Annotated in this window: 22 protein-coding genes; 13 read left to right on the top strand and 9 right to left on the bottom strand. The window is 63.0% G+C overall.

The window, feature by feature from the left end; genetic code table 11:
• Window positions 1–126 precede the first annotated feature (126 nt).
• From AFERRID_RS15685 to AFERRID_RS10755, 8 genes are all read left to right on the top strand, one after another.
• On the top strand, window positions 127–543 hold the full coding sequence (locus tag AFERRID_RS15685; RefSeq protein ID WP_232027525.1) for an outer membrane protein assembly factor BamD: 417 nt from the start codon (window positions 127–129) through the stop codon (window positions 541–543).
• Window positions 438–2102: a lytic transglycosylase domain-containing protein gene (locus tag AFERRID_RS10785; RefSeq protein ID WP_232027523.1), complete on the top strand. Its 1665-nt coding sequence runs from the start codon at window positions 438–440 to the stop codon at window positions 2100–2102. The genes AFERRID_RS15685 and AFERRID_RS10785 overlap by 106 nt, the downstream gene beginning before the upstream one ends.
• Window positions 2103–2178: 76 nt before the next feature.
• Window positions 2179–3285, top strand: a complete 1107-nt coding sequence (locus tag AFERRID_RS10780; protein WP_126605182.1) for a 4Fe-4S dicluster domain-containing protein — start codon at window positions 2179–2181, stop codon at window positions 3283–3285.
• Complete coding sequence (locus tag AFERRID_RS10775; RefSeq protein ID WP_113526693.1) at window positions 3278–4108, top strand: FAD/NAD(P)-binding protein; 831 nt, start codon at window positions 3278–3280, stop codon at window positions 4106–4108. The genes AFERRID_RS10780 and AFERRID_RS10775 overlap by 8 nt, the downstream gene beginning before the upstream one ends.
• 4 nt (window positions 4109–4112) lie before the next feature.
• Window positions 4113–4910, top strand: a complete 798-nt coding sequence (locus AFERRID_RS10770; RefSeq protein ID WP_126605181.1) for an NADH-quinone oxidoreductase subunit B family protein — start codon at window positions 4113–4115, stop codon at window positions 4908–4910.
• Window positions 4894–6192, top strand: coding sequence for a Ni/Fe hydrogenase subunit alpha (locus tag AFERRID_RS10765; RefSeq protein ID WP_113526695.1), 1299 nt, complete (start codon window positions 4894–4896; stop codon window positions 6190–6192). Before AFERRID_RS10770 ends, AFERRID_RS10765 begins: the two co-directional genes overlap by 17 nt.
• A complete protein-coding gene (locus AFERRID_RS10760) occupies window positions 6189–6707 on the top strand; it encodes a hydrogenase maturation protease (RefSeq protein ID WP_113526696.1) in 519 nt (172 codons plus the stop codon). Before AFERRID_RS10765 ends, AFERRID_RS10760 begins: the two co-directional genes overlap by 4 nt.
• Window positions 6704–7282 (top strand): hypothetical protein, encoded by a 579-nt coding sequence (locus AFERRID_RS10755; protein ID WP_126605180.1) that lies wholly within the window; start codon window positions 6704–6706, stop codon window positions 7280–7282. Before AFERRID_RS10760 ends, AFERRID_RS10755 begins: the two co-directional genes overlap by 4 nt.
• Before the next feature lie 23 nt (window positions 7283–7305).
• On the opposite strand, the gene alaS is transcribed toward AFERRID_RS10755, so the two are convergent.
• From alaS to thiL, 6 genes are all read right to left on the bottom strand, one after another.
• Window positions 7306–9939 carry an alanine--tRNA ligase gene (alaS, locus tag AFERRID_RS10750; RefSeq protein ID WP_126605179.1) on the bottom strand — a complete coding sequence of 878 codons (2634 nt, stop codon included), beginning with the start codon at window positions 9937–9939 and terminating at the stop codon, window positions 7306–7308.
• 69 nt (window positions 9940–10008) lie between these two features.
• Window positions 10009–10461, bottom strand: a complete 453-nt coding sequence (locus AFERRID_RS10745) for a regulatory protein RecX (protein ID WP_113526699.1) — start codon at window positions 10459–10461, stop codon at window positions 10009–10011.
• A complete protein-coding gene (gene recA, locus AFERRID_RS10740) occupies window positions 10462–11499 on the bottom strand; it encodes a recombinase RecA (protein WP_012536446.1) in 1038 nt (345 codons plus the stop codon).
• Between the two features lie 159 nt (window positions 11500–11658).
• Window positions 11659–12504, bottom strand: coding sequence for a CinA family protein (locus AFERRID_RS10735; RefSeq protein WP_126605178.1), 846 nt, complete (start codon window positions 12502–12504; stop codon window positions 11659–11661).
• Window positions 12501–12986, bottom strand: a complete 486-nt coding sequence (locus tag AFERRID_RS10730) for a phosphatidylglycerophosphatase A family protein (protein ID WP_113526701.1) — start codon at window positions 12984–12986, stop codon at window positions 12501–12503. The genes AFERRID_RS10735 and AFERRID_RS10730 overlap by 4 nt, the downstream gene beginning before the upstream one ends.
• The gene (gene thiL / locus AFERRID_RS10725; protein ID WP_126605177.1) at window positions 12976–13998 is read right to left on the bottom strand and encodes a thiamine-phosphate kinase; all 1023 of its coding nucleotides are present in this window, start codon (window positions 13996–13998) and stop codon (window positions 12976–12978) included. Before thiL ends, AFERRID_RS10730 begins: the two co-directional genes overlap by 11 nt.
• Window positions 13999–14059: 61 nt before the next feature.
• Here thiL and gluQRS point away from each other — a divergent pair, with 61 nt between their 5' ends.
• The 5 genes from gluQRS to hflD are packed head-to-tail and all read left to right on the top strand — an operon-like array spanning window position 14060 to window position 19781.
• A complete protein-coding gene (gene gluQRS, locus AFERRID_RS10720) occupies window positions 14060–14950 on the top strand; it encodes a tRNA glutamyl-Q(34) synthetase GluQRS (protein ID WP_113526703.1) in 891 nt (296 codons plus the stop codon).
• A 10-nt stretch (window positions 14951–14960) separates the two neighbouring features.
• Entirely contained in the window at window positions 14961–15659 is a 699-nt protein-coding gene (gene sfsA, locus AFERRID_RS10715) for a DNA/RNA nuclease SfsA (protein ID WP_113526704.1), read from the top strand.
• 18 nt (window positions 15660–15677) lie between these two features.
• The gene (map, locus tag AFERRID_RS10710) at window positions 15678–16487 is read left to right on the top strand and encodes a type I methionyl aminopeptidase (protein WP_126605176.1); all 810 of its coding nucleotides are present in this window, start codon (window positions 15678–15680) and stop codon (window positions 16485–16487) included.
• Between the two features lie 2 nt (window positions 16488–16489).
• Entirely contained in the window at window positions 16490–19075 is a 2586-nt protein-coding gene (gene glnD / locus AFERRID_RS10705; RefSeq protein ID WP_126605175.1) for a [protein-PII] uridylyltransferase, read from the top strand.
• A gap of 40 nt (window positions 19076–19115) precedes the next feature.
• Window positions 19116–19781: a high frequency lysogenization protein HflD gene (gene hflD / locus AFERRID_RS10700; RefSeq protein ID WP_113526707.1), complete on the top strand. Its 666-nt coding sequence runs from the start codon at window positions 19116–19118 to the stop codon at window positions 19779–19781.
• A gap of 128 nt (window positions 19782–19909) precedes the next feature.
• Here the strand turns inward: hflD and AFERRID_RS10695 are convergent, their stop codons facing one another.
• From AFERRID_RS10695 to AFERRID_RS10685, 3 genes are read right to left on the bottom strand one after another with little or no spacing between them, the layout of a single operon-like run.
• Window positions 19910–21244 (bottom strand): MFS transporter, encoded by a 1335-nt coding sequence (locus tag AFERRID_RS10695; protein WP_232027521.1) that lies wholly within the window; start codon window positions 21242–21244, stop codon window positions 19910–19912.
• Between the two features lie 31 nt (window positions 21245–21275).
• Entirely contained in the window at window positions 21276–21476 is a 201-nt protein-coding gene (locus AFERRID_RS10690; protein WP_113526709.1) for a hypothetical protein, read from the bottom strand.
• Window positions 21477–21486: 10 nt separating this feature from the next.
• The gene (locus AFERRID_RS10685; RefSeq protein WP_113526710.1) at window positions 21487–22857 is read right to left on the bottom strand and encodes an NRAMP family divalent metal transporter; all 1371 of its coding nucleotides are present in this window, start codon (window positions 22855–22857) and stop codon (window positions 21487–21489) included.
• Between the last annotated feature and the right edge of the window lie 192 nt (window positions 22858–23049).

Raw genomic sequence — 23049 nt, 5'->3', positions numbered from 1 at the left:
TGGCATGATGTTCTTCAGCAAGCTCCGGGGGGTCAAGGCGTATGCAGACAGCACAGACAGCGGACCGATGGCACCATTTCATCGTCGGGGGTGCCGCCCTGCGACGTTCATCAGGCAGCAGCGCCGATGGCCGCGTTTAAGGCGACCCTGAGAGTACGCTCCTCCCGTCCCGCGGCGGTCCTGGTGTCGCTGGTGCTGTGGATGGGTTGCGGAACATCCGTAGCGACGGCGGGCATCCTCAGTGCCGCTCAGGAACAACTCCTGAACTCGGCAGCAACCGCTTTCGCTCAGGGCGATTACCGCCCTGCCGCCGATGCACTGCCTGAATTGGAAAATACCTACATGGGACCATGGGTAGGGTACTGGGCTCTGCAACCCCGCCTCAACATCATGACCCAGCGCCAATACCAGCGCTATACCCTGCACTATCCGGGGGGGTGGCGCACCATCTGCTGCGCCGGCAATGGCTGCTGGAACTCGCGCGCCGCAAGGACTGGCCGGACTTCACCCAAGTGTATCAGGCTGGCAGCCCTCCTGATTTGATCTCCTTGCGCTGCGATGCTGCGCGCGACCCGCTGCTGCGCACCAGCATGGTAGTTGCCCCCTATTTCCTCTGGAGCAGTGCTCCGGCGAACGATCAGGCCTGCAACGCCATGGCGCGTGTCTATCTGGCACAAGGGCAAATCACGACGTCCGAGCTGTGGCATCGCCTGCAGCAAATGTACGAGGCCTCGGCCTTCAGCGCCGCGCTGCGCTTTGCATCGTTTTTGCCTCCGCCGCAATCCGGCCAGCTTGCGCAGACGGTAACGACACCGGCTACGTGGATCTCTCAGCAGATTCAGCAATATGGTACCGGCAACTGGCCAGCCGGTCAGGCCCATTTACTGGTGCTCGCCCTCCTGCGCCTCGCTGCCATCCATCCCGCAGACGCCGCACGGTTTGTGCAAACCCTGGATGTCCTGGATTCTGCCGATAAATCTCTGCTGCTGTACAACGCTGCCTATCATGCCACGCTATCCTTTCGTTCCGAATCCGGACACTGGTATGCCCAGGCCTACGCGGCCGATCCGCAGTTCCACCCCCGGCCCCGACTGCTGGCCTGGATGGTCCGTACAGCATTGCGCAACGGTGACTGGAACATGGTGGAGCAGGCCACCCGGCAGATGGGTGCCGTTCAACGGCAGCAGCGGCAATGGCAATTCTGGTCCGCGATCGCACAACTCCAGCATGGGCAGACGCAAGCCGCCTATGCCGCGCTCGCGGCTCTGGAATCCCCGTGGACTTATTACGGGCAACTGGCCATGGCGACGCTCAACAAACCACTGATCCTGAAGTCCGGCGACCCGCCCGCACCCATCGAAGTGAGCGTTACTCCCGTGAATAATGCTCCCGGGCGGACCGCGATCACACTCTATCATCTCGGACTCTATTTCGACGCCCTTGCCGAATGGGACCAGTTTTTGAAGGGGTTGAACGGGCCAGCGGAAATCGAGGCCGCAGCCCGGACGGCCTTTCAGCATGAGGCGTGGCTGCTGGGTATCCATGCCAGCAGCCTGATTCGCAGTGGAAAAGACTGGCGACAAGGCTATGTGCTTCCCTATGCACAGGAAATCAGCGCCGCCGCAGCCCAAACCGGCTTGCGCCGCGCCTTTCTTGCCGGCCTGATCCGACAGGAATCGGGTTTTGCGTTCGGCATCCACTCCGACGTCGGCGCGCAAGGCCTGATGCAGGTGATGCCCGCCACCGCCCGGTGGCTGCAAACCCATGTCGCCGGCGCCGCCACCGCCGATCTGCACAGCATCGACGGCAACCTGACCCTGGGTTCGCACTATCTGAGCCTTCAGCAACAGCATTTTGGTGGCTCCGAGCTGCTGGCTGCGGCGGCCTACAACGCCGGACCCGGCGCACCGCAACGCTGGCTAGGTCGCTGGACACCGCCACCAGGCCCATGGGCGGGTCCGATTTTCACCGCGAACATCCCCTTTCGGCAAACCCGCCACTATGTGCAAAGCGTACTGACCAACACGGTTGTCTACGCCGCCATTCTCGACCGCAAGCCGCAAACCATATGGCCCGAGTGGCGCCTCGGCACCAACCCGTAATCTGCTTGGCGGTTCATGCGGCGCACTCCGTCTATACTATGTTGTCATCTACCGGCGACAGGGAGTCTGCATCACCATGGCCGCACCCGGTTTTCTTCCTCGCCCCCGCTTACAGCACCTGCTGGCTGCCTTGACTGCGGCAGGCTACCGCTGCCTGGGTCCCAAGGTGCGGGACGGCGCCATTGTCTACGAAGAGTTGGGCAGCATCGACGATCTGCCGCGGGGGGTCCACGATCATCAGCAGCCGGGTGCGTATCGGCTCCACCGCGACGAGAACCCACGCTGTTTCGCTTGGGCCAACGGTCCCCAGGCCCTCAAGCCGCTGCTTTTCGCCCCCCGCGAGGTCCTCTGGACCAGCGCTGCGGAGAGTGACGGATGTATCACCTTTCACCCCGAGATACCGGAAGCCCCGCCCACCGCCGTCATCGGGGTGCGCGCCTGCGATCTCGCGGCCCTGCGTCTGCAGGACCGGCACTTCCTGGAAGGGCCTTTCCCGGATCCCCATTACGGAGCCCGGCGCAGGAACCTTTTTCTGGTGGCGGTGCATTGCACCCATCCCGCTGCCACCTGTTTCTGCGCATCCACCGGCGACGGGCCGCGGGCTGAGTCGGGTTTCGACCTGGCCCTGGCGGAACTCGACGAGGGCTTCATTGCGACGGCGGGAAGCCCCAAGGGCGAGGCACTGCTCGGGCAACTGCCCCTCCAGGCCCTGGATCCCGCCCAGCAGACCGCCGCCGACGGGGAGATCGTTGCTGCCGCCCAGGCGCAGCAACGCGCCCTGCCGTCCCGCAATCTGCGGGATGACCTCTTTGCCAACCTGCACCATCCCCGCTGGGACGATGTGGCCCAACGCTGCCTGTCCTGCACCAACTGCAGCTCCGTCTGCCCCACCTGTTTCTGCCACGCTGAGACGGAGGAGCCTGCCCTGGACGGTCGGAGCAGTACCCATTCCCGGCAATGGGACTCCTGTTTCACCGAAGGCCACAGCGCTATCCACGGCATCGTCATCCGCGCCGACACCCGCCAGCGCTACCGCCAGTGGCTGACCCACAAGCTCGGGAGCTGGCACGACCAGTATGGCCGCTCCGGCTGCGTGGGCTGCGGACGCTGCATCGCCTGGTGTCCGGCGGGCATCGACATCAGCGTGGAAGCGGCGGCCGTCTGTGGAGGGGATCATGCCTGATCCTTACCTTCCCCACGAGGTCGAGATCCTGGAGCGCATTCAGGAATCCCCCACCATCTTCACCCTGCGCCTCGCCTTCACCGACCCGGAAATGCAGGCCAGCTATCGCTTTCAGCCGGGCCAGTTCAACATGGTTTATCTGTACGGGGTGGGCGAGGTGCCCATTTCCATCGTCTCCGATCCAGAAGATGGGCACCTCATCGACCATACCATCCGTGCCGTAGGCCTGGTCACCCAAGGGCTGACACGCCTGGGGAAAGGCGCCCGCCTGGGCCTGCGTGGGCCTTACGGCCGGGGCTGGCCCCTGAAACCGGCCGAAGGCAGGGACATCGTGCTCCTTACCGGGGGGCTGGGCTGCGCGCCGGTGGTGTCGGTCATCCACTACATCCTGCGGCGGCGGGAACGCTTTGGGCGCCTCACCATCCTGCAAGGGGTCAAGCATACCGACGACCTCATCTGGCGCGACCAGTACGAAGCCTGGAGTCGGCTACCCGATGTCCAGGTGGGACTGGCGGCGGACGTGGGCAGCCCCGGCTGGTTCGGACAGGTGGGGCCGGTAACGGTTCTCTTCGACCGCGCCCAGTTCGATCCCGGTGCACTGGTGATGATGTGCGGCCCCGAACCCATGATGCGGGCGGCCGTGCAGGAGCTGCTGCGGCGCGGCGTGGCGGGGGAGGACTTGTGGCTCAGCATGGAGCGCAGCATGCACTGCGCCGTCGGTCATTGCGGCCATTGTCAGATGGGGAGAAACTTCGTCTGCCGGGATGGCCCGGTCTTCCCCTACCCAGAGATCCAGGCCCTGCTGGGCGAGCGAGGGTTTTGACGTCATGGCCACTGGCAAACCGCGCCTCGCGGTGCACAAGTTCAGTTCCTGCGACGGTTGTCAGTTGGCCTTCCTGAATCTGGGGGAAGACCTGCTGCGGCTTGCCGAACTGGTGGAGATCGTCCACTTCGCCGAGGCCGGCCCCGTGGACCCGGATGCGGTCGTGGATATTGCCTTCGTGGAGGGAAGCATCTCCACGTCCGAGGATGAGGAGCGCATCCAGAAAATCCGCAAAAACAGCCGGTGGCTCATCACCATCGGCGCCTGCGCCACCGCCGGCGGCCTCCAGGCCTTGCGCAACCTGGCCGACGGCCCCGGCTGGATTGCGGAGATCTACGCCCAGCCCGAACACATCCATAGCCTGGCCACCTCTACCCCCATCGCCGCCCATGTCCCGGTGGATATGGAACTGTGGGGCTGCCCGGTGAACGGGCGCCAAGTCCTGGGGGCGGTGCGCGCCCTCCTTTTCGGGGTCGTACCCGCGCTCGAAAAGGACAAGGTCTGCCTGGAGTGTAAACGCCATCAGGCAGTCTGCGTACTGGTGGCCAAGGGACTGCCGTGCATGGGGCCGGTGACGCGCACCGGCTGCGGGGCGCTGTGCCCCCGTTTCGGACGCGATTGCTACGCCTGCTATGGACCGGCGGAAAACCCCAACGCCATGGCATTGGGGCGGCGGTTGGAGGGACTCGGCCTGGTGCCGGAGGCCGTCGCACGGCGTTTCCTCTTCATCAACAGCGGCGCCCCGGCCTTTGCCGAGGCGGGCCGCCATTGGCGGGAGCAGGCCCATGACTCAAAGCCGTGAGATCAGCCTCTGCGTGCCCGTCCTGGCACGGGTGGAAGGGGAAGGTGCCCTCGACCTGGAAGTGCATGACGGGCGCATTCAAACCCTGCGCCTGCGCATTTTCGAGCCGCCGCGACTCTTCGAGAAGTTCCTGGAAGACCGGGAATACCAGGAGATCCCGGACATGGTGGCACGCATCTGCGGCATCTGCCCAGTGGCCTATCAGATGAGCGCCGTGCATGCCATCGAGGGCGTCTTCGGCCTGGCACCAGGTCCCTGGGTGCGGGCCATGCGTCGGGTGTTCTACTGCGGCGAGTGGATACAGAGCCACAGCCTGCACATCCATCTGCTGGCAGCGCCCGATTTCCTGGGTTATAGCAGCGTCTCCGAGATGGCGCGCGCGTATCCCGACGTCGTGCGCCGGGGGCTCGCCCTCCAGGCATTGGGCAATGAGATCATCCGCTTTTTCGGCGGTCGCTCGGTGCATCCCGTGGGCGCCCGGGTGGGGGGCTTTCACCGTGCGCCTAACCGGGCGGAGGTGGCGGTACTCCGGGAGCAGGTGCGGGCCGCTCTGCCGGGGGCCGAGGCCCTGGTGGCCTGGACCGCCGCGTTGAACCTGCCCGACGACCCTCAGGACTTTGTCAGCGTCGCCCTGCGCCACCGGGATGAGTACCCCATGAACGAGGGGCGCATCGTCTCCAGTGACGGCCTGGACATTCCCATCGCCGACTACGAAAGCCATTTCCGGGAGCATCAGGAACCCCACTCCACCGCCCTCTATGCGGCGCTGGACGGACGCCCCTACCTGGTGGGTCCCCTTGCGCGGCTCAACCTCAATCTGGATCGCCTGCATACACCCGTCCGGGAGGCCCTGGGGCGTACCGGCATCGCTTTTCCCAGCCGCAACATGTTCCACAGCATTGTCGCGCGGGCGGCAGAGATCCATTATGCCCTTCTGGAGGCCAGCCGCCTGCTGGAAGATTACGCCGAGCCAGAGGCGCCCTTCGTCCCCGCTGTGCCGCGCTCCGGCATTGGGTACGGGTGCACGGAGGCCCCCCGCGGTCTACTCTGGCACCGCTACGATCTGGATGCCGCAGGTCAGGTGCTGCATGCCCGCATCGTCCCGCCCACCAGCCAGAACCAGGCGCGTATCGAGGCGGACCTGCGTCGCTCCCTGGAGACCCTGGGTCTGGACCGGGACGACGAGACCCTGCGCCAACATGCCGAAATGGTGATCCGCAACTACGATCCCTGCATCTCTTGCGCCACCCATTTCCTGAAGGTTCGGGTGGAACGGCGGTGAACCCGGTCCGCATCCTCGGCATCGGTTCGCCCGTCGCGGGCGACGATCTGGGTTGGCGGCTCGCGGAGGCCCTGGAACAGGCGGGCCTGCCCAGGCATTTCCCCGCGGGAGTGGTCCACGTCACGCTCTGCGATCGCCCCGGCAGCCTCCTGCTCACGGCCATGCGCGGCGCGCGTCTGGCCATTCTCCTGGACACCATGCGCAGCGGCGCGCTGCCCGGCACAGTGCGGCGCCTGGATATGCTGGAACTGGACGACAGCACCGGGCTGCTGTCGAGCCATGGCTTCGGTGTGGCCGAGGCCCTGGCCTTGGGTCGCGCCCTGGAGGATCTGCCGTCCCGGGTGCTTATTTACGGGATCGAAACGGGCCATGTAGCCTCCCTTCCGCCGCCCGGCGAACTGGCGGCCCTTCTTTGGCCGACGATCATCGACGATATCCGGGTGTGCATGAAGGAACCCGGGGTGGTACCTTTAGCAATGTGGTCCAAACAAAAGTCTGGAGGAGCATCCTTATGAATGGGAAACAGCGTCACATCGCCTGGTTGGTATCCGGCGCCATCCTGTATGCCGGAACGGCAGTCACCGGGGCCAGCGCATCCCCCGTAGACATACAGTTGAATGTCGGGGCACCACCCATCTATGCGGCACCGGGCTATCCGCCGATGGCGATCGCCACGCCACCCCTGATGATCTGGTTGAGCAACCTCGGAGTTTATGCCGCCTATGGCGTGCCTCAGCCCATTTTCTATCTGGGCTCAAGCTACTATTACTATTACGGTAACCGCTGGTGGGCCGGGCCGGGCTATCGCGGACCATGGCGCCCCATCGCCGCGCCGCCACCCGCGCTCCGTCACTGGAATTATCGCGACTGGCAAAACGTCCAGCGCGATGCCCGTCGCCATTATCGCGACCCGCAGTGGCGCCATTTCCGTCCGGCGGAACGTCCGCAACCACAGTATCGTGGGCCGGAGCAGCGGCCACCCGGCACCTTTCGGGGACCGGAAGGCCACGGACCTGCGCAGCGACCGGAGGATCGTGGTGGACCGGGTCGGGGACATAACGGTCACGACCAAGGCCACGGTCCTCACTGACAAGGATCGTGGCAGGGTCGAAACTAGCCGAGTTTGCCTCTGACCCAGTCGCGGGCGGCATTGAGGGCGGCATCCAAGGCCGCCGGATTGCCGGCCCCGGCCTGCGCCAGTTCCGGACGCCCACCCCCTTTGCCGCCCAACGGTTGTGCCACCATATTTACCAGTTCTCCGGCGTGAACCCGTCCAGTCAATCCTTTGCCGACTCCGGCAATCAACGCCACTTTCTCCCCTTCCACACCCGCAAGGACGATGACGCCATCCGGTAACTGACTGCGCAGGCGATCCAGGGCATCGCGCAAGGCTTTGCCATCCATCCCCTCCAGGCGCCTGATCAATACCGGTACTCCGCCCACATCCTCGGCCTCTGCGGCAAGACCGGCACCCGCTCTGACGGCTTCATCCCGCTTGACCTTTTCCAGCTCTTTTTCTAACTGGCGCAGGCGCTCCAGGGTTTGCGCCAGACGCTGGTCCAGTTCTGCAGGGGCAACTTTCAACAGTCCCGCCGCCGCTTGCAGGCGTTCTTCATCACGCTGAATGGCCTCCAGCGCTACCGCGCCGGTGACTGCTTCGATACGCCGGATACCCGCTGCCACACCGCTTTCGCTGAGGATCTTGAAAACACCGATATCGCCCAGCGCCTCCACATGGGTGCCACCACAGAGTTCCATGGAGAAGTCACCCATGCGCACCACCCGCACCTCGTCTCCGTACTTCTCGCCAAAGAGGGCCATGGCACCCAGGGCCTGTGCCTCGGCGACCGGCAGGATCCGGGTTTCGGCGCCGACATTATTACGGATAGCGGCGTTGACCACGCGCTCGATTTCCCGCAACTGTGCGGCCGTCACCGGTTCCGGCTGACTGAAGTCGAAACGCAGCCGCTCCGGGTTGACCAGCGAACCCTTCTGCTGCACATGGCTGCCAAGAATGTTGCGCAGGGCGGCATGGAGCAGGTGGGTCGCGGAGTGATGTGCGGCCGTCGCCCGTCTGGCCACTTCGTCGACGCTGGCAACCACCATATCGCCGATCTGCAGGCGCCCGGATTCCACGCGCCCCAAATGCACATGCAGGTGACCCATGGGCTTTTGGGTGTCAGTCACGGCGAACAGGGCATCATTCGACTGGAGTTCGCCACGGTCTCCCGCCTGCCCACCGGACTCCCCATAAAAGGGCGTCCGGTCGAGAATAACCACACCCATATCCCCCGCTTCGAGGAAGGCCACCTCTTCACCATCGCGGATCAGCGCCACAACCTTCCCCTCATCGGCACAGGCCGAATAGCCGGTGAACTCGGTAACCGGCAGCCGCATGGCCAGATCGTGGTACACCCGCTCGGTTTTGACCTCACCGCTGCCCGCCCAGGCGGCACGGGAGCGGCTGCGCTGCTCCGCCATAGCCGCCTCGTAGCCCGCCATATCCATGATCAGATCGCGCTCGCGGGCGATATCAGCGGTTAGATCGACAGGGAAGCCAAAGGTATCCGCGAGCCGGAAAATGATCTCGCCGGGGATGGCGGCACCCGCTGCAAGATCCGCAATAGCCTCCTCCAGCAGACTGAGTCCGCGCTCCAGCGTTTCCCGGAATCGGGTTTCCTCACGCTCCAGAGCACGCTCGACTTCATGCTGTGCCCGCGTGAGTTCAGGAAAAGCGCTGCCCATCTCCGCCACCAGCGGCGCCACCAGTTGATGGAAAAACACCGTCTCCATGCCCAGCTTGCGGCCATGACGCACGGCGCGGCGGATGATGCGGCGCAGCACATAGCCGCGGCCCTCGTTGGCGGGCAGGACGCCATCGGTGATAAGAAAACTGCAGGCGCGGATGTGATCCGCCAGCACCCGCAAACTGATGTCCGTCGCCGCATCGCTCCCATACGTTTTGCCGCTGATGGCGGCTGCTGCGGCAATCAGCGGCTTGAAGAGATCGGTGTCATAGTTGTTATGTACGCCCTGGAGCACGGCCGCGAGACGCTCCAGACCCATGCCGGTATCGACGGAGGGTTTTGGCAGCGGGGTCAGGGTGCCGCTGCTGTCCCGGTCAAACTGCATGAAGACCAGATTCCAGATTTCGATATAGCGATCGCCATCCTCCTCCGGACTACCCGGAGGGCCTCCGGGAATATGGGGGCCGTGGTCATAGAAAATCTCCGAACAGGGGCCGCAGGGACCGGTGTCGCCCATGCTCCAGAAGTTGTCCTTCTCGCCACAGCGGGAGAGGCGCGCAGGATCGATACCGATCTCGTTCAGCCAGATGTCGGCCGCCTCATCATCCTCTTCGTATACCGTAATCCAGAGCTTTTCCGGCGGCAGGCCCAGACGTTCGGTGAGGAAACGCCAGGCGAAACCGATCACTTCACGCTTGAAATAGTCTCCAAAGGAGAAGTTGCCCAGCATCTCGAAGAAGGTATGGTGCCGCGCCGTGTAACCGACATTTTCCAGATCATTGTGCTTGCCACCCGCACGCATGCAACGCTGCGAGGAAACGGCGCGCCGGTAGGGACGGGTTTCCAGGCCAAGAAACACGTCCTTGAAGGGCACCATACCGGCATTGGTAAACAGCAGGGTCGGATCGTTACGGGGAATCAGGGGACTGGAGGGCACGATCTGATGCCCCTGTTCCACAAAATACTCCAGAAAAGCTTGGCGAATGGCTTGCGCTTGCATCGGTCTTCCGTTGTGTAAAGATAAAATGTTTTTGTCTCCGGGCGGGGTTTCTCCGCCCCTCACCCGCTGTCAATCGGCAGAGAAATCCCTTTCTCTACCGGCGCCCAGCACTCGGCGAATCGTCTCTCCGGTAAATCCCCGTCCCGCCAGAAAGCGAGCGCGCCGGGCATAATCTCTGGCGTCCGTCGGCGGCGTGTCGCCGAAACGCTTCTGACAGACGGCTTGCGCTTGCTGCAGCCAGTCAATCTCCAGGGCTGCGGTAGCCTCCACCCCTGCCCGCTGCAAGTCCTGACGCAAGCGCAACGGCCCGTGCCCCTGACGCACGCGGGTACGGGTGAGCATTTCCGCATAACGCGCATCATCCTGATAGCCGGCAGCGACGAGCGCCTCCAGCGCCAGCGCCACGTCCCCCGCGTCATATCCCGCACGGAGCAGTTTGTCACGCAACTCCCGGCGTCCATACTCCCGGCGCGCCAGCAACCGTAGCGCCAGCGCGGTGGGATCGCCGCGTTCTGCCGTCAACTAGCCGACCGCTGCGGGCTCTGCCACCTCTTCGGCAAAGGCCAAAGGGTGTCCTGCTGCCGCTGCCCGTATCCGCTGCTCGATATTGGCCGCCAGTTCCGGATGCTCCTTGAGGTACTGGCGGGCATTGTCCTTGCCCTGACCAATACGCTCGCCCTGGTAACTGTACCAGGCGCCGCTTTTTTCGACGATGTCGAACTTCACACCGAGGTCCACCAGTTCCGACAGTCGGGAGATGCCTTCACCGTAATAGATGGCAAATTCGGCTTCGCGGAAAGGTGGTGCGACCTTATTCTTGACCACCTTGACGCGGGTATCGTTACCCACCACTTCGTCGCTCTTCTTGATCGCGCCGATGCGGCGGATATCCAGACGCACGGAGGCGTAGAATTTAAGGGCGTTACCACCGGTGGTGGTTTCCGGACTGCCATACATCACCCCGATTTTCATGCGAATCTGGTTGATGAAAATGACCAGGGTGTTGGTCCGGGAGATATTGGCGGTGAGCTTGCGCAACGCCTGACTCATCAGACGCGCCTGCAGACCGACGTGGGAATCGCCCATGTCGCCTTCGATTTCCGCTTTGGGGGTCAGCGCGGCCACGGAGTCGATGACGATGAGGTCCACCGCCCCGGAACGCACCAGCATGTCAGCGATTTCCAGAGCCTGCTCGCCGGTATCGGGCTGGGAGATCAGGAGGTTTTCGAGATCGACGCCGAGCTTGTGGGCATAGCCCGGGTCGAGCGCGTGCTCGGCATCAATAAAGGCGGCGGTGCCGCCTGCAGCCTGACAACTGGCTATGGCATGCAGGGTGAGAGTCGTCTTACCGGAAGATTCCGGCCCGTAGATCTCTACCACCCGGCCTCGGGGCAGGCCGCCAACACCCAGCGCCAGATCCAGACCCAGCGAACCGGTGGAGTAGACCTCGATGTCCTTGATGGCATTATGATCACCAAGACGCATGACGGCGCCTTTACCAAACTGTTTATCAATCTGTGACAGGGCCGCCGAAAGGGCCTTGCTGCGCTGTTCATCCATAATATTTTCCTTCTCCAGAATCAAGGGGTAACCCGTCCTTGCAAAACACCTTATTGTAGTAGCGCGCGGCAGGGCCTGATGATCCGGTACTGCTGGGTCATCGGAACAACCTTTCCCGGCATTCTACCTGAGCGGGCGGGCGGGGCAAACGGCCGATGGTTACCGCAACAACCCCAGCAATCCGCCCAGGGCTACCGAACCCGCCGCATACTGCACCGACCAACGGTCTCCGTGAAAGTGACCGGTCCGCACCTGCAGTTCCATGCCCCGTGCCCCCCAGGCAATACAGACGGTACCCACCGGCTTGCCGGGCACGGCGCCTCCCGGCCCGGCGATGCCGGTGATCGCCGCGGCGATGTCCGCTTCGCGCAATGCACCGGCGAGCATTTCCAGGGCGGTCTCCTCCGCTACGGCCCCGACCCGCGCGAGGGTCGCTTCCTGCACCTTCAGCAACCGAATTTTCGCTTCATTACTGTAGGTGACAAACCCGTGGCGCAGCAGCGCCGAGGAGCCGGGCAGGGCGGTGATCCGCGCGGCCAAATCGCCGCCGGTACAAGACTCCGCCAGGGCGAGCCGGGTGTCCCGCGCACTGGCGCGCTGGAGTAAGGACCATTCCGGCGGCGCCATGTGCAGCGACATGGCGCACGGTGTTCCGGCCTCGACCCAATACTCGCCCGGCAAAACTTCCGGCGTGGTGCCGTTGTCGTTGAAAAGGCTAAAAGGCACGTCGCAAACGGGCAGATACGGGCTTGCCCAATCACGCAACGAGGCCCAGTCGCCGGCCGGCAGATGGGTGCGGGATGATGATGTTATCCAGTCCGCGGCGTTCACAAACTCGCCAATGGCCAGCGCCGTGGCGGAACAATCGGGCAATGTGGCGACGAGTTCCACCCGAACCTCCATCCCGGCCCGCGTGGCCCAGGCCGCCAGACGCTGGGCATCGGGCAAGGCCGCGGGGCGCATGGGCAAGAATATCCGCAGACGGTCCGTAGGGTCATCCGTCATAACCAGCCTCCCCACAGCATGAGTCGCAGAAGAATCAGTGCCGGGATCGCCGCAGCCAAATCATCGAGCATGATTCCCGTGCCTCCATGAATATGTTTATCCAGCCAGGAAATCGGCCAAGGTTTGAGCATGTCAAAAAAGCGGAAGAGCAGGAACCCGGCGAGTAGCGTCCACCAGCTGAAAGGCACCAGCCAGAGGGTGAGCAACAGGCCCGCCCATTCATCCCAGACGATGGCCGGCGGGTCCAGGGCCCGCATGCCGCCGCCATTTTGCATCTCCCGCGCGGTTTGCCCGCAGAGCCATGGTCCTACGGCGATGATCGCCACCAACACCAACGTATAAACCACATTGTTCTGCACCACGAGGGCCAGCAGCAGATACAAGGGAATGGCAGCGATGGTACCCATGGTGCCGGGCAGAATGGGCGACAGGCCGCTGCCGCCGCCCAACGCCAGCCAGTGATACCAGGGCCTAGAGTGCATGGACATGCCCCCAGGAAAAGGGCAGCGACAGCGGTTCATCCCGCCAGGTCAGGGTGACCGCGGCACGGGCATCGGGGGTCGCTGGCAGGATGCTGCCCACCGCCGTCAAGCGCAGGGAGAGCGACCGGGCGGCCTCCTGCATTGCCGTCGATAAGGCAGGAGCGGCACAGAGGATCAGTTCATAATCATCACCACCGGTGAGGGGCCAGCGTCGCAGGCGTTCCGGGTCGGTCCGCGCCAGATCCGCGAGATCCGGGCTCAAGGGTAGCGCATCCAGGGCGACCTGCGCATGGACACCCGAAGCCTTCAGAATATGGCCAAGGTCGGCCAGAAAGCCGTCGGAACAATCCACGGCACAAAGTACACCACCCGCCAGCGCCGCCGCGCCGAATTCGAGACGGGGCGTGGGACGCAGCCGTCGTGCCTCCAATGCGTCCCGCTGTGGTGCTGAGCAGGGAACTGCCTGCCTCTCCTGGTCACGTTCCAGCAAAGCCAGGTCCAGGGCGGCGGCCGCATCGCCAAGAGTGCCGGTAACCCAGATCACGTCTCCCGGTCGTGCCGCGTCACGGCGCATCACCCCATGGCCGGAAAGTCCCAATGCGGTTACGGAGACGGTCAGCGGCCCATCCGTAGCCACTGTATCGCCGCCGACCAGGGTAACGTCATGCCGGTCGGCGAGCGCGCTCCAACCCGTTGCGAATGCTTCCAACCACTCCCCATAGCCTTCCTCCCGCCGCGGCAGGGCCAGGCTGAGCAGACACCAACGCGCTTCCGCACCCATGGCGGCCAAGTCACTGAGATTCACCGCAAGGGCTTTCCAGGCGAGGTCTTCCGGGCTGACCTCGGGGAAAAAGTGACGACCGGCGACCAGGGTATCCATGGTCGCCACCAGTTGGCGACCCGCTGGGTCCAACCAGGCGGCGTCATCACCGATACCTAGCCGCACACCACTGGCCGTCTTGCCCAGTCGGCACCGCAACCGCTCGATGAACGCAAACTCTCCGCCCGCCATGTTCACTCCGTCTTGGCCACTGCTTGCGCTACTATAGCAAGGTCACCACCTGAAGGAAGCCATGCCCAGTACCCCCGCCGTCACCGGACGCTTTGCGCCCTCCCCCAGCGGCCCGCTCCATGCGGGATCACTCATTGCTGCCGTCGGCAGTTATCTCAGCGCCCGTAGTCAGGGCGGGTGCTGGCGGCTACGCCTGGAGGATGTGGATGAGGGCCGCGTGCGAGCGGGTGCCGCCGACGCCATTCTCCGGCAACTGGAGGCCATGGCGCTGGACTGGGACGGACCGGTGCTGACCCAGTCTCCGCGCAAGGCGATCTATCAGCAAGCGCTGACAGCTTTGCAATCCAAGGGCATGGCCTACCCCTGTGCCTGCACCCGCCGGGACATCCGAGGCTTCGGCGAGCGCTATCCGGGCGTCTGCCGGCAAGGCCTGGCATCCGGACGGCGGGCCCGCTCCTGGCGTCTGCGGGTGCCGGACACCTTGCCCCTCTGGGAGGATCGTTTCCACGGCTGGCAAGATACGCCCGCAGCACAGGGTGACCCCATCCTGCTGCGTGCCGACGGCTACTTCGCCTATATCCTGGCCTCTGTCGTGGACGACGGAGAGCAGGGCATCAGCGAAGTGATCCGCGGCGGCGATCTGCGTGCCCTCACTGGTACGCAACGTTATCTGCAAAGCGCGCTGGACCTGCCCTCCCCGCAATATGGGCACCTGCCCCTGCTCTGTAACGCCGACGGTCGCAAGCTGTCCAAAAGCCTCGGCAGCCCCGCCTGGGCGGGCGAACCCAGCCAGGCCTGGGAGGAGACCTTGCGACTGCTCGGCTGGATGACGCCAGCCGGATTGCATGGCGGCCCTGCCGCAGAATGGCGCGACTGGGCGCTCAGCCGGATGGCCGAGGGGCAACTCCTTTATCGCATTACCCCACTGGCCCCCACCGTCGAACAGCGCTAGGCTGAGCATCATGAATCTGCCGTCCCTCACCCCTGCCACCCTGATCCGCCGCTACAAGCGCTTTCTTGCCGACTGCGCATTGGCCAGCGGCGAGATCATCACTGTGCACTGCCCCAATTCCGGGAGCATGCGCAGTTGCGCCGAACCCGGCCAGCCCATCCTGATCTCCCTGAGCGGCAACCCTAAACGCAAACTTCCCTGGACCTGGGAACTCTACTGGAGCGGCGCCAGCTGGGTCTGCATCAACACCCAGCGCCCCAATGCCGTGGTCGCCGAGGCTATCGCTGCGGGCGATATACCCGCCTTGCGAAACTACGCACAACTGCGCCGCGAAGTGCCTTACGGCAGCCATGAACGGGTGGATGTCCTGCTCAGTTCCGAGGGTCGGCCGCCCTGCTACGTAGAGGTAAAATCCTGCACCCTGCTGGAGGAAGACGGTGTGATCCGCTTCCCCGACGCCGTCAGCAGCCGCGCCCTGCGTCACCTGGGGGCATTGACGGAGGTGGTCCGCGGCGGCGGGCGGGCGGTGATGCTTTTCCTGATCGGCCGGGAAGACGGTCGGGGTTTTGCGCCCGCAGACGCCATTGATCCGGCCTATGGGAAGGCACTGCGCCGGGCACGCACCGACGGTGTGGAAATTCTGGCCTACCGGACCCACCTCAGTCCTGATAAAATAAGCCTCAGTGTGGCGGAACCGCTTCTCTTTTAGCCGCTTCAGGAGAACAGCATGTTACAACGCAGCAAAACGTCCCCCCAGGACAGCATCAAGACCGCAGAAGAAGTGGAAAAAATGCGGGTGGCGGGCCAGCTCACGGCCATGGTGCTGAAGATGATCGGCCCCCATGTCAAAGCCGGCGTTACCACCGATGAACTGGACCGCATCTGCCACGACTATATCGTCAACGATCTGCAGGGCATTCCCGCGCCGCTCCACTATCAGCCCAGCCCGGAATATCCACCCTTTCCCAAATCCGTCTGCATCTCCCTCAACCATGTGATCTGTCACGGTATTCCCGGCGAGCGCGTCATCAGGGATGGCGACATGCTCAACATTGACGTCACGGTCATCAAGGATGGCTATCACGGAGACAGCAGCAAAATGTTCACCGTCGGTGAGGTGCCGTTGCGTTCGCGTCGGGTGATGGAAGTGGCTCATGAAGCCATGGTGCGTGGCATTCAGCAGGTGCGACCCGGCGCAACCCTGGGCGATATCGGTCATGCCATACAGTCCTACGCCGAGGCGCAGCACTGTTCCATCGTCCGGGAGTTCTGCGGGCACGGCATCGGCCGCAAATTCCACGATGAGCCGCAGGTGCTGCATTATGGCAATCCTGGTGAAGGCATTGAATTGGTGCCGGGCATGACTTTTACCATCGAACCCATGGTCAATGCCGGCAAACGCTACATCAAGGCCCTGCCCGACGGCTGGACCATCGTTACCAAGGATCACAGTGCCTCCGCCCAGTGGGAGCATACCATTCTGGTCACCGATGATGGTTATGAAATACTGACCCAACTGCCCGGCGACCCCGTCTGACAATGACGATCCACCCCGCGCAGTCCCGGACGCCCGCTGCGTTGGGCGAAGTTCGGTCTTCGCCAGCCGCCCCCTCGCCACAGCAGAGTGCCAGCGCTCTGCTCCACCAGCGCTGCCGCGCGGTGGACAGTACCCTGCGCAGGCTCTGGCAGAGCACATCGGGTGCAGATGCGGCGACGGCGCAAGAACTCGCCCTGGCGGCCGTAGGCGGTTACGGGCGCGGCACCCTCTTCCCCCGCTCCGACATCGATCTCCTGATTCTGACCCCACCGACGCTCACGACGGTACAAAAGGGCTTCATCGAAGGCTTCCTGACCTGCCTCTGGGACCTGCAGATGCAGGTGGGGCACAGCGTCCGCAGCGTGGACGAATGCCTGCAGGAGGCGCGTCAGGATCTGGGTATCGCCACCACCCTGCTGGAATCCCGTTATCTGGCCGGATCGCACCCATTATTGCAACAACTGAGCGACGCGTTACGGGAAAATCCCCCCTGGCCTCCCTCGCTTTTTTTCGCTGCCAAACTGGCGGAGCAAGAAAACCGACACGCCCGCTGCAGCGACACGGCCTTTCACCTCGAACCCAACCTCAAGGAAGGTCCCGGTGCGCTACGCAATATCCATCATCTGCAATGGCTCGCGGCCAGTGTTTTCGGGGAGGGCAGTCTGCGTCGCCTGCGCGATGAGGACATCATTACCGGCGAGGAATATCGTCAGCTCCTGCGCGCCCAGGCCCTGCTCTCCCGCCTGCGGATCGCCCTGCACCACGCCACCGGACGCCACGAAGACCGTCTGCGCCTCGATCTACAGGCACCTCTGGCGCGGCAACTAGGCTACACCGATCGGCCGGGACGTACCGCCGTCGAACAATTGATGCAGAAACTCTATCGCGCCTTCGCCGATATTCTGCGTATCGCCGCCATTGCCCAGGAAAACATCGCGCAGCATCTGGCCGCACGCACCCCAGCGCTGGAGGTTACCGACCAGCGCGTGGCCCTGTCCCGGCCCACGTTGCATCGCAATGATGTACAATTGCTCCGGCATATTCTGAGCCTGTTCCGTAGCCTGGCGGAAGACCCCCGGTGGCGCACCCTCGACGCACAGACGCAACGCCATCTGTACGCCTTGCGGAACGCCATTCACCCGCGGGATCTGGACCAAGATCCCGTCGCGCAGAAGCAACTTCTCGCCATTCTCGCCCAGCCCGACGGCGCCTATCGCAGCCTCGCCATGATGCAGCAATGTGGTCTGCTGGCACGCATACTCCCTGCCTTCGGACGTATCACCGGACGTATTCAGCACGATCTCTTCCATGCGTATACCGTCGACCAGCATACCCTTTTTCTGCTCCGCAACCTCGGTCAGATCTGGACTGGCGAGGCACCACTCCTGCCCGTCGCCGAAGCCGCCCGGCGGCAGGTGGAAAAACCGGAGTTATTGGTGCTGGCCGGTCTCTTCCACGATATCGGCAAAGGCCGCGGCGGCGATCACTCCAAAATCGGCGCTCAGGAAGCCCGGCGTTTTGCCCGGCGTCTGCGATTGTCGCCCTGCGATACAGACCTGGTCGTCTGGCTGGTGGAACAACATCTGCGAATGTCCGCTGTCTCCCAGCGCCGCGACCTTGAAGACCCTCAGGTCATCGGCGACTTTGCCCAACTGGTCCGGGATGAACGCCATCTTGCCTATCTGCTGCTCCTCACCGTCGCCGACATGCGTGCCACCAACCCGGAACTCTGGAATGACTGGAAGGGACTGCTGCTCAGTACACTATACCGGGCGACGGCCACGGAACTTCAGCGGAAAGACCGCCAGACCCGGGACCTTCCGCAGATCATCTCCGATAAGCAGCAGGCTGTTCTGCAGAAAATCATCAGTACCGACCATCCACGTGTACACGCCCTCTGGCAGCAGCTTTCGGGCCCGTATTTTCTGCGTTACACAGAAGACGAACTACTCTGGCATTGCCGGGAGATACTTGCCCACAAAAGCCGGAAAGCGTTGGTCGCGGTGCGGTCCCACGCGCCCGAGGGCAGTGAGGTCCTGATTTACGGCCCGGACCGACCGGGACTTTTCCAGCAGATTACCGGTGCCCTCGACCGGCAATCCCTGAACATCCTCGACGCCCGGATCGATACCAGCGAGGATGGTCGCGCCATCGACACCTTCCTGGTCATCGACAATAGCCACGCTTTCGCCCACAGCGCCCAGGCCCATGCCGACCTGGCTGCCGAACTCCGCGCTGTTCTTGAAGGGAAAGCCGTGCGCAAACCCCGTTTTGGGTTGCGCCATTGCGATCCGCGCCACCGTTTTTTTGCACACGTTCCCGCCGAGATCCGCGTGGACAATGGCGTCCTGCCCCGCTATACCCTGCTGGAAGTCCGCGCTGCAGATCACCTCGGCCTGCTCTATCAGGTCGGCGAGACGCTGCGCGCATTGCACATCAATATCCACGGCGCCAAAGTCTCCACCTTCGGTGAGCGAGTGGAAGACACCTTTTTCATTCTCAACGAGCGGGGGCGCAAACTGACCGAAACCCAGGTCGGCGCGCTGATTCATGCCTTGGGCGACATTTTGAATGGTGAACCCGCTTAAACGATGAATTGCCCCCTTCTCCTACGACAGGCGTAAACCCATGTGGTCATTCCTTCTCCCTGACGCCCGGCGGCGGCGTGACCGCGCCCTGGGCCTCGCCGGTGTCCTGCGCAGCGCCCTGCTGGTGCAAGACATCGCGCGTAATGGCGCACAACCCGGAGACCTCCTGCAGACCTGCATCAGGAGCGTTCTGACGCTGGACAGCAAGGACAGCCTGCGCGCCCTGGGCGATGTCGACAGCCTGCGTCACTCTCTGGCGCTGCTCTGCCCGCTGCTGCAACGCGGTCCCGGCAACGCCCGGGAGGCCGAACTGCTGCGCTACAGCATGGCGCTGACCACCCTCGGCAAGCACCTGCTCAAAAACGCCTCGGCCACCCGGCGCGTTCAGGAAGGCGTCGAGCAGGCCCAACGCCAGATCGCCCACTTTGCTGATCCGATGCAACGCAGCATCGTTGCCGGGCTCGCCCAGACTTACACCGAGGCCATCGGCATTCTCCGCCCGCGCATCATCGTCAGCGGAGAGAGCCGTTTCCTGAGCGACCCGGACGATGCCGCACGCATCCGTACCCTCCTCCTCAGCGGCGTCCGTGCGGCCGTCCTGTGGCGGCAGGCGGGCGGCCGTCTGCCCGCCACCATCCTCGAGCGGCGCGCGCTCTGCCGGGAAGCGGAAGAATTACTCGCCACCCATCCTCAGCTTACTCGGTGATCACCCTCGATCGAGGGCATCCCGGCGCTTGACGAGCACGTGCATATCCTCCAAAAACCACGCACAGACCGATGCGGCAAAGCTGAACAGCGCTGCGATCAAAAAGTCCGTATGCAGCGTCTGGACGATCAGGGCAGGCGCCCCCTCCTGGACATCACCGTGAGATCCCCCGCCAAAAAGGCAGAAAACACGGCGCCGAAAGCCGCAACCCCCAGAGTGCCGCCCATGGAACGGAACAAGGTGACGGTGGACGTCGCCACCCCCAGGTGGCGATGCGGCACCGCAAGCTGGGCGGAGAGCACCAGCACCTGCATGGTCGTGCCCAGCCCCAGTCCCAGCAGCACCAGTACCGCGTCGATGCGCCACATGGGCATATGCTGCCCGAGCATGGAAAGCAGCCCAAGCGCCAGGGTGATGAGCAGGGCGCCGGCGATGGGAAACTCCCGATAACGCTGAGTCCGGCTGATCCGGCGCCCGGTCAGCACCGACATGGCCAGCATGCCCAGGAGCAAAAATAGCAGTTCCAGACCGGAGGCAGTCGGCGAGAAACCACGCACGTCCTGCAAATAAATGGGCAGAAAGCTGACGGAGCCGAGCATCGCCACCCCGACAAAAAAAGAGATGATTACGCTCAGCGAAAACGTTCTGAAACGAAAAAAAGCGAGCGGCAACAGAGGTTCCGGATGATGCCGCTCAGACCGTATAAATCCGCCGAACGCGCTCAGCCCCGCGGCGAGAAGAAGCCATGGTCCGGCCGAATCCCAGGGCAACACCGTCCCGGACACGCTGGCGAATAACACCAGGGCGCTCAGGCTGGTGGTCAGCAGGACCGTTCCCGGCACATCCATCCGCACCTTTTCGGCCGTTTTCGGTTTGGGAAAGGCGAAGCCGATGATGAAAAAGGCAAATATGCCGATGGGCACATTGATATAGAATATCCAACGCCACCCCATGGTCTCCACGATGAAGCCACCGAGAAAGGGCCCGGCCAAGGTCGCGAGACCAAAGGCGGCGCCCACCAGCCCCTGATAGCGGCTGCGCTGGGTAATGGGAATGAAGTCCGAGATGGAGGCGATGGCGGTCACCAGCAAGCCGCCACCGCCAATACCCTGCAAGGCCCGAAACACCATCAGCTCGTCAATGGTTTGCGCCTGACCGGACAACACCGATCCTGCCAAAAACAGCAACACTGCCGATTGCAGGAGATACTTGCGCCCCAGAAGATCCCCCAGTTTACCATATACCGGCAAACAGACGGTGGAGGTCAGCAGATAAGCGGTCACAATCCAGGGTAGTTTGGCCAGACCATGGAGATCGCGGGCGATGGTCGGCAAGGCGGTAGAGACCACGGTCTGGTCCATCGCCGCCAAAAAAATGGATGACAGAATGGCAAATAAAATGACTTTTGCGGACCAGTCCAGACGAAAAGTAGATGCGGAAACGGGCGTTGATGAAGATGTCATTGCGTGCTCCGCACTGTCCTGCCCTCCTCGATCAATGTATACCGCGCGCAAAACCGATGGCCACCATGATCAGCATGACCGCGATGTAAATACGCAGTCCCCAGAAGGCCACCTGTATCCATCCCTGGATCGGCGCACGGGTCAGTGGTTTGGGTTCCTGATGGACTTCATCTTCCAGAAACGCCAGAAATTCCGGTGTCGCCGCGGAATGAAAGTCTTCTTGGGAATGCATACGAAACTCCTCAGGCGGACGGGAAGACGACGGTATAGCCATAAACGGCATTGGCCAGAATAAGGAAACCAACGATGGTGAATGCGGAATAATTTTGCCAGCGCCGGTTCACATAGCTCCCCATGATCTCGCGATCATTCAGCAGCATGAGCAAAAACAACATCGCTGCAGGCATGAATATGGAAGCGATCACCTGTACGGTCAGGTTCAGAAAACCCAGTGGGATTTGCGGGATCAACACCACCAGAGCAGCCATTCCGGCGCTCAGGATACCGGACAGATAAAAGGGCAAGGCCCGTTGCGGCCGAAGGTTCAGACTCCGGGGCAGCTTGAGGGCTTCGCCCACCGCCCAGGAAGTACTTGCGGTAATGGCAATGGCCGCAATCAGCCCCGACTCGACGAGGCCCAGAGCGAACAGTGCGGTTCCGACACTACCGAGGCTGCTCTCTCGTAACAGATGGAGGATCGCCTGTATGTCAAACTGGGCGGCGTTGAGATGCCCATACGCCAGAGTACCCGTCAGGATGACGATGGCAATGGCGATGATACCCATGGAAAGGCTTCCGAAGGCGGTATCGGCCTGGCCACTGGGGATGTCATTGACCGTAAGGCCCTTGTCGACCACCGAGGATTGCTGGAAAAAGAGCATCCACGGCGCGATCGTCGTTCCGAGGTTGGCGAGTATGACATAGGTAAAGGCGCCTACCGCAGTCCCCACCGGAATATGCCAGTTGCCCACGGCGGCAATAACCTGGCCCCAGTCCGGGTGCGCCGCGATAGCCAGGGGCACAAATACGATATTGCCTGCGGCAATCCACAATGCCAGCCGCTCCCAGGTGTTATAATGCAGAAAGATCATGGTCCCGGCGAGAAAGATCCAGGCCACAGCGACCGAAAGAACCGGCGGCACAGAAAACACGCTCATGCCGACCCGAATACCGATAAACTCCGTCACCAGGGTCAGGATATTCGCCACAGTCAGATCCAGCAGCGAAAACACCCCCCAGAAAGCGCCATAACGCCCCCAGATCATCTCGGCATGTCCCCGGTGAGTCACCGCGCCAAGACGCACGGTCATCTCCTGCACCACATAGGCCACCGGGATCATGAGCAGCAGGAAGGGAACGAAGAAACCGATACCATACATCGCCCCGGTCTGGGCATAGGTAATCACGCCTCCGGCATCGTTGTCGGCGATCATCACCAGGATACCCGGCCCGATCAGGCTCAGAAACAGCATCAGCCTCCGCCACCAGGAGGGGTGATGGCGGAGTTGATAAATCCGCCAGCGATCCTTGATGCGCTCCCGCACGTCCTCGGGCAATTGCTGCAACACATCCGCCTCGCTGGAGGCTCCGTGAAGTTCTGGCATGACTGACATCGATCACCTCCTGAGTGGGCGTTTTATAAGCTGGCCGACCGGTCAGGTCAAGCGGCGCACCGTTATCTGAGCAGGTTTCCTGAAGATATGGACCAACCGTGTGACTGCTAGGCAGAATTGCGGCGATAGAGGATAATTGCGGCGCCGCAGGGCCTTCCGGTTCCCTACGCCAACCATTCCAGTAAAAAGGAC

Origin of the sequence: Acidithiobacillus ferridurans (genome assembly GCF_003966655.1) — a bacterium.
Classification (GTDB): Bacteria; Pseudomonadota; Gammaproteobacteria; order Acidithiobacillales; family Acidithiobacillaceae; genus Acidithiobacillus; species Acidithiobacillus ferridurans.
This window is presented reverse-complemented; position numbering and strand designations above follow the sequence as displayed.

Bases quoted from the DNA above. Each gene is read 5' to 3' on its own strand.
- AFERRID_RS15685 (WP_232027525.1), top strand. From the start codon at position 127: ATGGCCGCGTTTAAGGCGACCCTGAGAGTACGCTCCTCCCGTCCCGCG.
- AFERRID_RS10780 (WP_126605182.1), top strand. From the start codon at position 2,179: ATGGCCGCACCCGGTTTTCTTCCTCGCCCCCGCTTACAGCACCTGCTG.
- AFERRID_RS10775 (WP_113526693.1), top strand. From the start codon at position 3,278: ATGCCTGATCCTTACCTTCCCCACGAGGTCGAGATCCTGGAGCGCATT.
- AFERRID_RS10770 (WP_126605181.1), top strand. From the start codon at position 4,113: ATGGCCACTGGCAAACCGCGCCTCGCGGTGCACAAGTTCAGTTCCTGC.
- AFERRID_RS10765 (WP_113526695.1), top strand. From the start codon at position 4,894: ATGACTCAAAGCCGTGAGATCAGCCTCTGCGTGCCCGTCCTGGCACGG.
- AFERRID_RS10755 (WP_126605180.1), top strand. From the start codon at position 6,704: ATGAATGGGAAACAGCGTCACATCGCCTGGTTGGTATCCGGCGCCATC.
- alaS (WP_126605179.1), bottom strand. From the start codon at position 9,939: ATGCAAGCGCAAGCCATTCGCCAAGCTTTTCTGGAGTATTTTGTGGAA.
- recA (WP_012536446.1), bottom strand. From the start codon at position 11,499: ATGGATGAACAGCGCAGCAAGGCCCTTTCGGCGGCCCTGTCACAGATT.
- AFERRID_RS10735 (WP_126605178.1), bottom strand. From the start codon at position 12,504: ATGACGGATGACCCTACGGACCGTCTGCGGATATTCTTGCCCATGCGC.
- AFERRID_RS10730 (WP_113526701.1), bottom strand. From the start codon at position 12,986: ATGCACTCTAGGCCCTGGTATCACTGGCTGGCGTTGGGCGGCGGCAGC.
- thiL (WP_126605177.1), bottom strand. From the start codon at position 13,998: ATGGCGGGCGGAGAGTTTGCGTTCATCGAGCGGTTGCGGTGCCGACTG.
- gluQRS (WP_113526703.1), top strand. From the start codon at position 14,060: ATGCCCAGTACCCCCGCCGTCACCGGACGCTTTGCGCCCTCCCCCAGC.
- sfsA (WP_113526704.1), top strand. From the start codon at position 14,961: ATGAATCTGCCGTCCCTCACCCCTGCCACCCTGATCCGCCGCTACAAG.
- map (WP_126605176.1), top strand. From the start codon at position 15,678: ATGTTACAACGCAGCAAAACGTCCCCCCAGGACAGCATCAAGACCGCA.
- glnD (WP_126605175.1), top strand. From the start codon at position 16,490: ATGACGATCCACCCCGCGCAGTCCCGGACGCCCGCTGCGTTGGGCGAA.
- hflD (WP_113526707.1), top strand. From the start codon at position 19,116: ATGTGGTCATTCCTTCTCCCTGACGCCCGGCGGCGGCGTGACCGCGCC.
- AFERRID_RS10695 (WP_232027521.1), bottom strand. From the start codon at position 21,244: ATGACATCTTCATCAACGCCCGTTTCCGCATCTACTTTTCGTCTGGAC.
- AFERRID_RS10690 (WP_113526709.1), bottom strand. From the start codon at position 21,476: ATGCATTCCCAAGAAGACTTTCATTCCGCGGCGACACCGGAATTTCTG.
- AFERRID_RS10685 (WP_113526710.1), bottom strand. From the start codon at position 22,857: ATGTCAGTCATGCCAGAACTTCACGGAGCCTCCAGCGAGGCGGATGTG.